This window comes from Comamonas sp., assembly GCF_036666375.1.
In the GTDB taxonomy this organism is placed as follows: domain Bacteria; phylum Pseudomonadota; class Gammaproteobacteria; order Burkholderiales; family Burkholderiaceae_C; genus Comamonas.
This window is the reverse complement of record NZ_JAVWWA010000130.1, coordinates 1-12647: the sequence shown is the minus strand read 5'-3', so window position 1 is coordinate 12647 and position 12647 is coordinate 1. Positions and strand designations below refer to the sequence as shown.

Annotated in this window: 10 protein-coding genes; 4 read left to right on the top strand and 6 right to left on the bottom strand. The window is 67.2% G+C overall.

The features are described 5' to 3' along the window. The 4 genes from RR928_RS22050 to RR928_RS22035 all read right to left on the bottom strand — a co-directional run. The coding region (locus RR928_RS22050; protein ID WP_332684272.1) for a Bug family tripartite tricarboxylate transporter substrate binding protein at positions 1–595 on the bottom strand (595 nt) is incomplete at its 3' end. A gap of 166 nt (positions 596–761) precedes the next feature. Next, the gene (locus RR928_RS22045; protein ID WP_332548089.1) at positions 762–2237 is read right to left on the bottom strand and encodes an NAD-dependent succinate-semialdehyde dehydrogenase; all 1476 of its coding nucleotides are present in this window, start codon (positions 2235–2237) and stop codon (positions 762–764) included. 37 nt (positions 2238–2274) lie between these two features. Next, the gene (locus tag RR928_RS22040) at positions 2275–3798 is read right to left on the bottom strand and encodes a UxaA family hydrolase (protein ID WP_332534742.1); all 1524 of its coding nucleotides are present in this window, start codon (positions 3796–3798) and stop codon (positions 2275–2277) included. A gap of 44 nt (positions 3799–3842) precedes the next feature. Further along, positions 3843–4838 (bottom strand): tripartite tricarboxylate transporter substrate binding protein, encoded by a 996-nt coding sequence (locus tag RR928_RS22035; protein ID WP_332534740.1) that lies wholly within the window; start codon positions 4836–4838, stop codon positions 3843–3845. Between the two features lie 132 nt (positions 4839–4970). Here RR928_RS22035 and RR928_RS22030 point away from each other — a divergent pair, with 132 nt between their 5' ends. From RR928_RS22030 to RR928_RS22015, 4 genes are all read left to right on the top strand, one after another. After that, positions 4971–5906 (top strand): LysR family transcriptional regulator, encoded by a 936-nt coding sequence (locus RR928_RS22030; protein ID WP_332534738.1) that lies wholly within the window; start codon positions 4971–4973, stop codon positions 5904–5906. A gap of 63 nt (positions 5907–5969) precedes the next feature. Further along, a complete protein-coding gene (locus RR928_RS22025; RefSeq protein ID WP_332548088.1) occupies positions 5970–7475 on the top strand; it encodes an FAD-linked oxidase C-terminal domain-containing protein in 1506 nt (501 codons plus the stop codon). A 178-nt stretch (positions 7476–7653) separates the two neighbouring features. After that, positions 7654–8952, top strand: coding sequence for an NAD(P)/FAD-dependent oxidoreductase (locus tag RR928_RS22020; protein ID WP_332534735.1), 1299 nt, complete (start codon positions 7654–7656; stop codon positions 8950–8952). Between the two features lie 65 nt (positions 8953–9017). After that, the gene (locus tag RR928_RS22015; protein ID WP_332534733.1) at positions 9018–9449 is read left to right on the top strand and encodes a hypothetical protein; all 432 of its coding nucleotides are present in this window, start codon (positions 9018–9020) and stop codon (positions 9447–9449) included. Between the two features lie 186 nt (positions 9450–9635). Here RR928_RS22015 and RR928_RS22010 read toward each other — a convergent pair whose 3' ends face one another. Together RR928_RS22010 and RR928_RS22005 are read right to left on the bottom strand one after the other, a co-directional pair. After that, entirely contained in the window at positions 9636–10601 is a 966-nt protein-coding gene (locus RR928_RS22010) for a siderophore ABC transporter substrate-binding protein (protein WP_332534732.1), read from the bottom strand. A 64-nt stretch (positions 10602–10665) separates the two neighbouring features. Next, positions 10666–12615 carry a ligand-gated channel protein gene (locus RR928_RS22005; protein ID WP_442881438.1) on the bottom strand — a complete coding sequence of 650 codons (1950 nt, stop codon included), beginning with the start codon at positions 12613–12615 and terminating at the stop codon, positions 10666–10668. Positions 12616–12647 lie beyond the last annotated feature (32 nt).

The window sequence follows — 12647 nt, the reverse complement described above, 5'->3', positions numbered from 1 at the left end:
CCTTGTAGGGCACATGGTTGATCTGCAGCTGGGCGCGCTGCTTGAACAGCTCGGCGCCCAGGTGCAGCGGCGAGCCGTTGCCGGACGAGCCGTAGTTGAGCTGGCCGGGCTGCTTGCGCGCCGCCTCCACCAGGGACTTCAGGTTGGTATAGGGCGAGTCCTGGGCCACGACCAGCACCAGGGGTACCACGCCTATCATGCCTATGGGCGCGAAGTCGGCCACCGCATCGTAGCCGGGGCGGGCGTACAGATGCGGGCTCACGGCATGGCTGGCCAGCGAGCCCAGCACCAGGGTATAGCCGTCGGCCTGTGCCTTGGCGGCCAGCGCCGTGCCTATGGTGGTGCCCGCGCCGGGCCGGTTGTCGATGACCACGGGCTGCTTGAGGTTCTCGCCCATCTTCAGGCCTATGAGCCGCGCCACCGCGTCGTTGGCGCCTCCGGCGGGGTAAGGCACGAGCAGAGTGACCGGCTTGGCGGGGTAGACGCTTTCGGCGTGGGCCAGCGGCGCGCCCAGCGGGCAGGCCAGGGCTGCGGCGCACATCAGCAGGCCGCGGCGGCTCAGTCGGGAAGATGTGGAAGAGGTGGAAGAATTCATGGTGCTTGTCTCCGGTTGTAATTGCTCTTGCGGCATGGGGCGGTTCCCCGGGTGCGCAGCGCCCCGCTCCATGCTGCGGGCCCTGCGTTGGATCTCGGTGCTGTGGTCCTGGCTTGCTCGTTAGGTCAGGTAGGGGTGGATGGGCCGCATCGCTGCGGCCGCGGGCTCAGGCGTCCAGCCCGCCCTGGCAGACGTACTTGGTGTGCAGGTAGTCGTCCAGGCCGTGGGTCGAGCCTTCGCGGCCATAGCCCGAGTCCTTGACGCCGCCAAAAGGCGCGGCCTCGGCGGCCAGCGCGCCTTCGTTGATGCCGACGATGCCGGTCTCCAGCGCATCGGCCACGCGCGTGACGCGGCGCAGGTCGTTGGTATAGAAATACGCGGCCAGGCCGAACGGCGTGTCGTTGGCGGCGGCAATGACTTCGGCCTCGTCGCTGAAGCGCGTCAGCGGCGCGACCGGACCGAAGGTTTCCTCGCAGGCGCAGGCCATGGTCGCATCGGCATCGACCAGCACCGTGGGCGCGAAGTAGTTGGCGCCCAATGCGGGCAGGCGCGTGCCGCCGGTGAGAATGCGCGCGCCGCGCGCCACCGCGTCCTGCACATGGCGCTCTATCTTCTGGACCGCGCGGTCGTTGATCATCGGGCCGATCTGCGAGGCCGGATTGCTCGCCGGGCCCACCTGCAGCGCGGCGACGCGCGCCACCAGCAGTTCGGCAAAGCGGTCGTGCACTGCGGCATGCACGAACACGCGGTTGGGGCAGACGCAGGTCTGGCCGCCGTTGCGGAACTTGGCCTGCATCAGGCCTTCCACTGCCGCGTCCAGATCGGCGTCTTCGAACACGATGAACGGCGCATTGCCGCCGAGTTCCAGCGACAGCTTCTTGAGCGTATCGGCCGAGCGCCGCGCGAGGTGCTTGCCCACGGGCGTGGAGCCCGTGAAGGTGATCTTGCGCACGCGCGCGTCGTCCAGCCACACGTCGACGACTTCGGGCGTGCGTTCGCGCGAGGCGCTGACGATGTTCAGCACACCGGGCGGAACGCCGGCTTCGTGCGCCAGCGCGACCAGCGCCAGCGAAGTCAGCGGCGTGTCTTCGGCGGGCTTGCAGACCACGGTGCAGCCCGCGGCGAGTGCCGGGGCGATCTTGCGCGCAATCATCGCCGCGGGAAAGTTCCAGGGCGTGATCGCGGCTACGACACCGACCGGCTCGCGCAGCGCAAACATGCGCCGGCCCGGCACGGGCGCGGGAATCACTTCGCCGTTGGCGCGCGTCGCCTCCTCGGCAAACCATTCGATGTAGCTGGCCGCATAGGCGACTTCGCCCCGGCCTTCGGCCAGCGGCTTGCCCTGCTCGCGCGAGATCAGCCGGCCCAGGTCTTCCTGGTGGGCCAGCACCAGATCGTTCCAGCGCTTGAGAATCTGCGCGCGCTGCTTGGCCGGGGTCCTGCGCCAGGCGGGAAAGGCCGCGTGCGCGGCGTCCACCGCGGCGCGTGCATCGGCGGCGTTGGAATCGGGCACGGCGGCAATCACGGCGCCGGTCGCCGGGTCGGTCACATCGAGGCTGCGGCCGGCTTCGGGCGCAAGCCATTCGCCGGCGATGAAGTTGCCCGTGCGTTGCAGTTCGGGGCGGGAGAGAGTCAAGGGCATGGCGGGTCTAGAAAATAGGGGTGTAAGGGTGCGGCAATCAGCTTACGATGCCCAGATGCCAGGGCACGAACTCGTGGTCGCCCAGGCCCAGCAGCTCGCTCTTGGTGGGCTCGCCCGAGGCATGCCAGAGGATCTGCTCGAAGATGCGCTGGCCCAGTTCAGGCACCGTCAGTTCGCCGTCGATCACCACGCCGCAGTTGATGTCCATGTCTTCCTCGAGACGGCGGAACATGGGCGTGTTGCTCGCCAGCTTGATGGTCGGCGCGGGCTTGCTGCCGAACATCGAGCCGCGGCCCGTGGTAAAGCAGATCAGCTGCGCGCCGCTGGCAATCTGCCCGGTCGCGGCCACGGGGTCGTAGCCTGGCGAGTCCATGAACACGAAGCCGGGCTCGGTGATGGGCTCGGCGTACTCGTAGACCGCGCGCAGCGGCGTGGTGCCGCCCTTCATGGCCGAGCCCAGCGACTTCTCGAAGATGTTGGCCAGGCCGCCGGCCTGGTTGCCGTGGCCCACCACGCCGTTGAACTGCGCGTTCTGCCCGGCCGCATAGCGCTCCCACCATGCCAGCCGATCGAGCAGTTTCTGGCCGACTTCGGGCGTGATCGCGCGGCGCGTGAGCATGAATTCGACGCCGTGGATCTCGGGCGTTTCCGACAGGATGGCCGTGCCGCCATGGCGCACCAGAATGTCCATCGCCGCGCCCAGCGCGGGATTCGCGGTGATCGCCGAGAAGCCGTCGGAGCCGCCGCATTCAAGGCCTATCTTCAGGTGGGCGGCGCTGACGCGCGTGCGCCGTGCGGCATTGGCTTCGGGCAGCATTTCCTCGATCGCGCGAATGCCGGCTTCTATGGTCTGGCGCGTTCCGCCCACGTCCTGCATCACCATGGTGCGCATCAGCCGGCCGGCTTGCAGGCCTTGCGAATCGACCAGCGCGCTGACCTGGTTGCGCTCGCAGCCCAGGCCGACGATCAGCACGCCCGCGAGATTGGGATGGCGCGCATAGCCCGCGAGCGTGCGCCGCAGCACATCGAAATGCTCGCTCGGCGACGACATGCCGCAGCCGCTGGTCTGCGCAAACGCGACCACGCCGTCGACATTGGGAAAACCGGCCAGGCGCTCGGGAGTGAAGTGCGCGGCGATGCGCGTGATCACCGTCGACGAACAGTTCACCGACGACAGGATGCCGATGAAGTTGCGCGTGCCCACGCCGCCGCCCGCGCGCTCGAAGCCCAGGAAAGTCGCGCGCTGATCTTCAGGAACGAAGTCGACGGGACGCACGTCCTGGCAGAAGCCCGGGTCGCGGTAGCTGTCGACCAGCGTCAGGTTGTGGCTGTGCACATAGTCGCCGGCCTCGAGGTCGCGCGCAGCGACGCCGATCACGGTGTCGTACTTGAGCACTTGCTCGCCGGCGGCAATGGCGCGCGCCGCGATCTTGTGGCCCGCGGGAATCTGGGCGCGGGCGCGCACGCCGAATTCGGCGATCGCCTCGCCCAGCGCTATGGCGGTCTTGGCGACCAGCACGTTGTCGTTCGGGTGCAGGCGCAGCAGGGGACTGTTGTTCATGAGAAAGCGGCAAGCGGGGTGGAAAACGCCGACGTATCAGGGCCTCAGCCCTTGGCCATCAGCTCCTTGAGATTGAGCTTGCGGATCAGATCGGTTTCCTGCTGGAAGACGCTCTGGATGTACTTCTGGTAGTCGGGGCCGTCCTGGTACATGACCGGCGCGTCAATGCTCTCGGCGACCTTGCGGAACTCCTCGCTGTTGACGGCGGCGCGAAACGCATCGCGCAGGCGCTTCTCGATTGCCGGCGGCAGGCCCTTGGGCGCGCCTATGCCATTGGGCGCCTCGACGACCACGTCGAAACCCAGCTCCTTGAGCGTGGGCGTGTCCTTGAAGCGCGGCGTGCGCTCCTCGCCCCAGGTGGCCAGCAGGCGCATCTTGCCGGCTTCGACATGCGGCGCCCAGGAGCTGCTGTCGGCCAGCAGATCGACCTGTTCGCCCAGCACGTCCTGCAGCGCGGCCGAGCCGCCCTTGTAGGCAATCGCGTTGAACCTGATGCCCGCGGCCTGGGCGAACTGCTCCATGCCCACATGGGTTGCGCCGCCTATGCCCGCATGCGCATAGGTCACGGTGCCGGGCTGGGCCTTGGCGCGCGCCACCACGTCGCGCAGCGACTTGAAAGGCGAGCGCGCGGGCACGGCAATGCCGAAAGTCTGGCCCGAGGTGCGCGCGAGATAGGTGAAGTCCTTGAGCGGATCGAGCTGCACCGTGCCCAGCTGCGAGAAGCGCGTCACCGAGATCGGGATCTGGCCTATGGTGTAGCCGTCGGGCCGGGCCGACGACAGCGCCTTGGTGCCAATCATGCCGGAGGCGCCGGCGCGGTTTTCAAGGGCGATGGGCTGACCCAGTTCCCGCGCCGCGATCTGGCAGATGATGCGCATCGAGCGATCGGCCGTGCCGCCCGCGGGCCAGGGGCAGATGAAGGTGATCGGGCGTTCCGGGTAGGTGGACGCAAGAGCGCGGCCAGGCACGGCGGCAACCGCAGCGGCGCCCAGGGCGCCAAGCACGAACTGGCGCCGTGCCAGGGGGCGGGAAGTCTTCATCGTTGTCTCCGAATAGTTTTTCTAGGGTCAGCCCGGCCGATTATTCTGAAGATAATGATTGCTTTCCAATGAAATAGCGGACTGTCTTCATAATGAACAGGTTATGAAGAGGCCAGCGCTGTCCCCTGCCCCATGAGCCAGATCGATCGCGTTCTACGTTCCAATCTGAAGCTGCGCCACCTGCAATTGCTGGTCGCGCTCGACGAGTTCCGCCATCTCGGCAGGGTCTCTGAATTCCTCTCGATCACCCAGCCCGCGGTGTCCAAGATGCTGGCGGAAATCGAGAAGATGTTCGAGCTGCAGCTGTTCGTGCGCTCGACGCGCGGCACCGAGCCCACGCCCCACGGCGTCACCGTGGTGCGCTTTGCGCGCTCGGTGCTCGCCGACTACCAGCGCACGCGCGACGAGATCAGCGCCGCCGACAGCGGCGGCGTGGGCCGCACCAGCGTGGGCGCGATGGTCGTGGCCCTGCCCAGCCTGCTGATGCCGGCCATCCTGCGCGTCAAGGAGCGCTCGCGGCGCACCACGGTGATGGTCGAGGAAGGCGATCTGACGCGGCTGCTGCCGCGGCTGCGCGTGGGCGAACTCGACCTGATCGTCGGCCGGCTCGAGCCCGGCTATGCGTCGCCCGACCTGGAGACCGAGTCGCTCTACGCCGAGCCGATGTGCATTGTCGTGAGCCCCGAGCACCCGCTGGCCGGCGCGGCCAGGCCCAGCTGGGCGATGCTCGCCGAACTGCCCTGGGTCGTGCCCCCGCCCTGGGCCTCGTCGCGCTCCAAGCTGGCGCAGATGTTCCACAAGCATCTGCTCGAGTCGCCCACGGACATCATCGAGACCTCGTCGTTCCTGGTCACGCTGTCGGGCATGCACCAGCGGCCGGCCATCGGCTTTCTGGCGCGCAGCGTTGCCGAGCACTTCGCCCAGCAGGGGCTGGTGCGCATACTCAAGCTCAAGGTGCCTATCGAGCTGCCGCATGTGGGCATCATCACGCTGCGCGGGCGCGCGCCCACCCCGGCCAGCGAACTGCTGATGGAAAGCCTGCGCGCGACCGCTGCGGCGCGTGCCTAATTTCATGCAGACGTGCAAGAAAACTCACGCCACGCCGCCAGGTCTTCGCTAAAGTCTCAAGCCATGAACACCGAATCCCCAGCCACCGCCGCGCCCTCGCCTTCCGAGCGCGCGCGCCGCCAGGCCCAGATCGTGCAGGCGCTGGGCGCGCATGTGCCCGCGCACGCCCTGCTGTGGCACAGCGAAGACACCACGCCCTACGAATGCGACGGCCTCACGGCCTACCGCCAGCGCCCGCTGGTCGTGTGCCTGCCCGAAACCGAGACCCAGGTGCAGGCCGTGCTCCAGGCCTGCCATGCGCTGCAGGTGCCCGTGGTCGCGCGCGGCGCGGGCACGGGGCTGTCGGGCGGGGCGATGCCGCATGCGCTGGGCGTGGTGCTGTCTCTGGCCAAGTTCAACCGCATTCTCCAGGTCGATGCCTACAGCCGCACCGCGGTCGTGCAGTGCGGCGTGCGCAACCTCGCGATCAGCGAGGCCGCGGCGCCGTTCGGCCTCTACTACGCACCCGATCCGTCGAGCCAGATCGCCTGCACCATAGGCGGCAACGTCGCCGAGAACTCGGGCGGCGTGCACTGCCTCAAGTACGGCCTCACGGTGCACAACGTGCTCGAGGTCAAGGGCTTCACCATGGCCGGCGAGCCCATCACCTTTGGCAGCCAGGCGCTGGACACGCCGGGCTACGACCTGCTGGCCGCGGTGATAGGCAGCGAAGGCATGCTGGCCGTGATCACCGAAGTCACGGTGCGGCTGATTCCCAAGCCCCAGCTCGCGCGCTGCATCATGGCCAGCTTCGACGACGTGCGCAAGGCCGGCGCGGCGGTGGCGGCAGTGATTGCCGCGGGCATCATTCCGGCCGGGCTGGAAATGATGGACAAGCCCATGACCGCGGCCGTCGAGGACTTCGTCAAGGCCGGCTACGACCTCACGGCCGAAGCCATCCTGCTGTGCGAATCCGACGGCACGCCCGAGGAAGTCGCCGAGGAAATCGGCCGCATGAGCGCCGTGCTGCGCGACGCCGGTGCCACGGCCATCACCGTGAGCGAGAACGAGGCCGAGCGCCTGCGCTTCTGGAGCGGGCGCAAGAACGCGTTTCCCGCGAGCGGACGCATCAGCCCCGACTACATGTGCATGGACTCGACCATTCCGCGCAAGCGCCTGGCCGACATCCTGCTGGCCATCCAGGCGATGGAGCAGAAGTACCAGCTGCGCTGCGCCAACGTGTTTCACGCCGGCGACGGCAACCTGCACCCGTTGATCATGTTCGATGCCAACGATGCCGACCAGCTGCACCGCTGCGAGCTGTTCGGCGCCGACATCCTCGAGACCAGCGTCGCCATGGGCGGCACGGTGACGGGCGAGCATGGCGTGGGCGTGGAAAAACTCAACTCCATGTGCACCCAGTTCAGCGCCGAGGAAAACGCGCAGATGTTCGCGCTCAAGGCGGCGTTCGACCCGCAGGGCCTGCTCAATCCGGGCAAGGTGATTCCCACGCTGCACCGCTGCGCCGAATACGGCAAGATGCTGGTGCGCGGCGGGCAGATCAGCCACCCCGACCTGCCGCGGTTCTAAGTCGGAAATTGCGGAAAACCTAGGGTTTACCCTTGAATTGCCGCAGGGCAATCAAGGGCTGCACCCTGCCTCGACGCGACTCGGATTATCTTCAGGGGATTGGGGGACGGCGACCTGCTTGGGCCAGCCGCCTCTCTGCCAGCCCGCACCCTGCGGGCGGCCACCAAGGAAAACATCCATGACCCATCGCATCGTGATCGTCGGCGGCGGCGCCGGCGGACTGGAACTGGCCACGCGGCTGGGCCAGCGCCTGGGCAAGCGCCGTCAGGCGGAAGTCATACTCGTCGACAGCCACCTCACCCACATGTGGAAGCCGCTGCTGCACGAAGTGGCCGCGGGCTCGCTGAGCCTGTCGGACAACCAGTTCAACTACATTGCCCAGGCCAAGTGGAAGCATTTCCAGTTCCAGATGGGCCGCATGTGCGGTCTCGACCGCCAGGCCAAGACCATAGAACTCGCGCCGCTGCTGCAGGACGATGGCAGCGAAGCCGCGCCGGCGCGCACCCTGGCCTATGACACCCTGGTCATGGCCATAGGCAGCGTGACCAACGATTTCCACACGCCGGGCGCGGCCGAGCATTGCATCTTTCTCGATGCGCCCGACCAGGCCGAACGCTTTCACCGCCTGCTGCTGGCCAAGTACCTCGCGGCCCACGCGGGCCACGACAAGCAGGCGCAGCTGCGCATTGCCATCGTGGGCGCGGGCGCCACGGGCGTGGAGCTGGCCGCCGAACTGCGCAGCGCCGCGCAGCAGCTGTCCGACTACGGCCTGGGCAATATCGCGCCCGAGAACCTGCACATCACCGTGCTCGACGCCGGCAAGCGCGTGCTGCCGGCGCTGCCCGAACGCATCGGCCGCGACGCCCATCAGACGCTGGAAAAGCTCGGCGTGCAGGTGATCACCGAAGCCGCCGTGAGCCGCGTCACCGCCGAGCAGCTGGAAACCGCCGACGGCCGGGTGATTCCGGCCAGCATCAAGGTCTGGGCCGCGGGCATCAAGGCGCCCGATTTCCTGCAGAACCTCGACGGCCTGGAAAGCAACCGCATCAACCAGCTGGTGGTGCGCACCACGCTGCAGACCACGCTGGACGACGACATCTTCGTGCTCGGCGACTGCGCGGCCTGCCCCATGGACGACGGCAGCGGCAAGAACGTTCCGCCGCGCGCCCAGGCGGCCCACCAGCAGGCCTCGCTGCTCGCCGAGTCGCTGCCCAAGCGCCTGCAGGGCCAGCCCCTGCCCGAGTACCGCTACCGCGACTACGGCTCGCTGGTCTCGCTGTCGCACTTCTCGGCCGTGGGCAATCTCATGGGCAACCTGATGGGCACGGTCAAGGTCGAAGGCTGGCTGGCGCGCATGTTCTACATCTCGCTGTACCGCATGCACCAGGTCGCGCTGTGCGGCGTGTTCCGCACGGCCTTGCTGATGCTCAGCGACCGCATAGGCCGGCGCACCGATCCGCGGCTGAAACTGCACTGATCGCGCAGGCGTTTGGTTTCGCGCACAATCGGCGGCATTTTCGTTTCGCCGATTCTCTGCCCGCCATGACCGCTGCTGACTACGCCACCCTTCTCCAATCCGGCAACGACCTTGTCGCCCAGGCCCAGGCCGTGGCCACGCAGGACTTCACGCAGGCGCGTGCGCTGTGGCAGCAGGCCGGCGCGTTCTTCGCCAAGGCCCACCAGGCCGATCCCGAGCAGCACGCCGCAGCGCTGCGCCTGGCCCAGGCCTGGATGGCCGAAGCCCATGCGCTGCAAAAGGAAGGCTCGGCCAACGCGGCCGTGATGTGGACCAATGCCGCAGCCCAGTGCGAACGCGCCTTCGATCTCCAGCCCGACCATGCGCCCACGGCCATGATGGCGGCCAGCTGCCATGCGTGGGCCAAGAATGAAGAAGCCGCTCAGGCCTGGGCGCAGCTGGCCAAGCATTTGCAGCAGCTGGATCTGGACGAGGCGCAGGCGGATCAGGCCTCTTGAGCTTGGAGGACTGGCATGACGCAGGTCCGACGCTGTCGGGCAGGCCGTTCATCCTTCGACCTGGCTCAGGACGAACGGTGATCGATATCTGCGTTCTGACTTTTCCACACCATTCGCCCTGAGCCTGCCTGGCCGGCCGCGTCGAAGGGCGTTTCAGGGCACGATCTTCTTGCGCACCCGCCGCTTTCACCTGCCGGCCAAAGCCGCCTTGATCTGCGCCACGTTGTGCAGCATGGCCGTAGGCCCGGCGCTGCCCAGCAGGTACCAGCCCTTGGGGTCGAGAAACACCACGCGGCCGTTCTTGCCGGCCTGCGTTCCCTGGATCTGGGCGTTGTCGAACAGCTGCCGGGACGGCACGACGGGCTTGCCTTCCTTGTCGGTCTGCGTGCCCGTGGCGGCATTGCGGTCTATCACATAGAGCCAGGCGGGATCCAGCCTGGCGATGTCGTCCATCTTCAGCGGCACGCCGCGCGGCTTGGATGCGTCGGCCGCGAGCAGCGGCTTGATGCCCAGCACGTCGTGCAGCAGGCCGAAGCGCGCTCCCGGAGGCTGGGCGCTCATGTTGGTGTTCACCGCCAGCACCAGCAGGCCGGGTTCGGCCTGGGCGGCGACGGCCTTGAGGGCCTCGACTTCGGCGCGCACCTTGGCCATCAGCTGCCGGCCCTGGGCCTGCTTGCCGTACAGGCTGGCCAGCGTGTCGACATTGCGCTGCATGTCGCCCAGCAGGTTCTTGCCGTCGACGCTCAGATCCAGCGTGGGCGCGATCTTCGACAGCACGTCGTACTTGGCGGCCGAGCGGCCGGCAACGACGATCAGGTCGGGCCGGATGCGGCTCAGCGCCTCGAAGTCGGGAATGAACAGCGAGCCCGCGGCCTGGTACCTGGCGTCGGCGTAGGACTTCAGGTAGTCGGGGTACTCGGCCTTGGCGACGCCGGCCACGGGCAGTTGCAGCGAATGCATCACATCGAGCGCGGCCAGGTCGTAGACCACGACCCGCTGCGGCTTGAGCGGCACCGTGGCCTGGCCCTTGGCGTGCTGCACGGTGATCTGGGCGGGCTGGGCTGGCGTGGCGGCGCCGACGGCGCCCGAAATGCCCCAGGCGGCGGCGGTCAGGGCGATGGCGATGTGGCGGCGCGAAGTCATGAAGTTCATGGGTGTCTCATCCTGCAGGGAAATGGAGGAGCCGCGAGGCGGCTCGGGGGGACTCAGGGGGTGCTCAGAACTTGACGTTCATGCCCAGCCAGTAGCGGCGCCCGTCAAGCACGGAGTCGTAGTTCACGCCGTCGTACAGCACTTCCTTGTCGAGCAGGTTGTAGATGCCCGCGTACAGCGTCACGGTCTTGCTGTACTTGTACGAGCCGCCCAGGTCCAGCATCGCGTAGCTCTTCTGGTTGAACGTTCCCGACGAGGCCGCGCCCGAGCTGTCGCTTTCCTTGCCGCGGTAGGACACCTTGGTCCAGCCGTTGATCTGGCCCGTGGGGTTCCAGTCCAGCGACACGTTGAGCAGGTGGCGCGGCAGCTGGTTCAGCGGCTTGCCCGCGAACTCACCGCTCTTCTGTTCGGAAGTGGTGAAGGTATAGCTCGAGGTCAGGCCCAGGTTCTGCGTCAGCTGCGTGCCCAGCGTGGCTTCGATGCCGCGCGTGATCGCCTTGTCGACATTGACGTTGGTGGTCGGCACGCGTCCCGAGGAGTTGAGCGGACCGCATGTGGGGCAGGCAATGCGCGTGATCTTGTCCTTGAAATCGTTGTCGAACAGCGTCAGGCCGGCCGTCGTGCCGTTGCCGGCATCAAACAGCAGGCCGATTTCCTTGGTCAGCGACGTCTCGGGCTTGAGATCGGGATTGCCGTAGATGTTGCCGCCGCGGCTTGACTGGCCCCAGTCGCCCAGCGTCTGGCGCAGCGACGGCGCGCGAAAGCCCGAGGACACGCCGCCCTTGACGGTCCAGCGCGGATCGACGGTCCAGACGCCGTACAGGCGCGGGCTCACATGGCCGCCGGCCTGGCTGTCGTGGTCGTAGCGCAGGCCGCCGGTCAGCGCGAAGTCGTCGCGCAGGCGCCATTCGTTTTCGGCAAACACCGCGTACTGGCTGCGATCGGCCGTGCTGCGGCTCGATCCCGGCAAGGTGTTGGTGGTCGTGTCCTTGAGGTCCTGCTCGCTGTAGTAGACGCCCGTGGTCAGCAGGTTGCGCTGGCCCAGCGGCAGGGTCCAGCTGCTGTTGAACACCGTGTTCTTGATCGTCATGTCGCGCGCGATGTTGCGCGTTTCTTCCTGCTGCACATAGGTGTCCGAAGTGGCCCAGCCCCAGCGGCCCTTGTGCTGCAGCGAGTAGCTTTCGCGCTCGAACCTGCGGTCGCTGAGCGCTTCCGAATCGAGCAGCGTCATGCCTGGCGTCGAGGTGAAATGCTGCTTGGCCGTGCCCAGCTCGAGGATCACGTCGTGGTCCTTGTTGGGTGTCAGCGCGAGCTTGACGTTGATTGCGCGGTTGTCGTAGTCGTTGTAGCCCTGATAGATCCGGTCTTCCTCGCGCTGGGTGTAGTTGCCGTAGATGCTCAGGCCCAGCAGGTCCTCCTTGATCGGGCCCGACAGATAGAAATTGCTCTGGTAGGCATTGCCCGAAGTCGAGCGCTCCTGCAGCGTCGCGTCGGCGCGCAGCGAGCCATGCCACTCCTTGGCCACCTTGCGCGTGATCACGTTGATCACGCCGCCCATCGCGTCCGAGCCGTAGAGCGAGGACATGGGGCCGCGCACCACTTCGATGCGCTCTATGGCTTCAAGCGGCGGAATCCAGCTCTGGTCGGTGCCGGTGCTGCCGTTGGTCTGGGTCTCGCGCGAATTCGTGCGCTTGCCGTCGACCAGGATCAGCGTGTAGTTCGCGCCCATGCCGCGCAGCGCGATGTCGTTGGAGTTGTTGTCCGAGGGCGTGAGGATCACGCCGGGCACGTCGCGCAGCGCGTCATGCAGGTTGGTATAGGCCTTCTTTTCGAGTTCCTCGCGCGTGACCACGGAGATAGACGCCGGTGCTTCCTTGATCAGCTGCTCGTAGCCCGAAGCCGTCACCACCACGGTATCCATTGCCTTGGTCTCTTGTGCGGCGGCAATGCCGGCAAAGCCCGTGGCCATGATGGCCGCGGCGACGGTGGGAAACGGGATACGAAGCAAATACATGTCAGGTCCGGTAAATAAGAAATGAAAAGCCT

Bases quoted from the DNA above. Each gene is read 5' to 3' on its own strand.
- RR928_RS22020 (WP_332534735.1), top strand. From the start codon at position 7,654: ATGACCCATCGCATCGTGATCGTCGGCGGCGGCGCCGGCGGACTGGAA.
- RR928_RS22015 (WP_332534733.1), top strand. From the start codon at position 9,018: ATGACCGCTGCTGACTACGCCACCCTTCTCCAATCCGGCAACGACCTT.
- RR928_RS22030 (WP_332534738.1), top strand. From the start codon at position 4,971: ATGAGCCAGATCGATCGCGTTCTACGTTCCAATCTGAAGCTGCGCCAC.
- RR928_RS22045 (WP_332548089.1), bottom strand. From the start codon at position 2,237: ATGCCCTTGACTCTCTCCCGCCCCGAACTGCAACGCACGGGCAACTTC.
- RR928_RS22040 (WP_332534742.1), bottom strand. From the start codon at position 3,798: ATGAACAACAGTCCCCTGCTGCGCCTGCACCCGAACGACAACGTGCTG.
- RR928_RS22010 (WP_332534732.1), bottom strand. From the start codon at position 10,601: ATGAACTTCATGACTTCGCGCCGCCACATCGCCATCGCCCTGACCGCC.
- RR928_RS22025 (WP_332548088.1), top strand. From the start codon at position 5,970: ATGAACACCGAATCCCCAGCCACCGCCGCGCCCTCGCCTTCCGAGCGC.
- RR928_RS22005 (WP_442881438.1), bottom strand. From the start codon at position 12,615: ATGTATTTGCTTCGTATCCCGTTTCCCACCGTCGCCGCGGCCATCATG.
- RR928_RS22035 (WP_332534740.1), bottom strand. From the start codon at position 4,838: ATGAAGACTTCCCGCCCCCTGGCACGGCGCCAGTTCGTGCTTGGCGCC.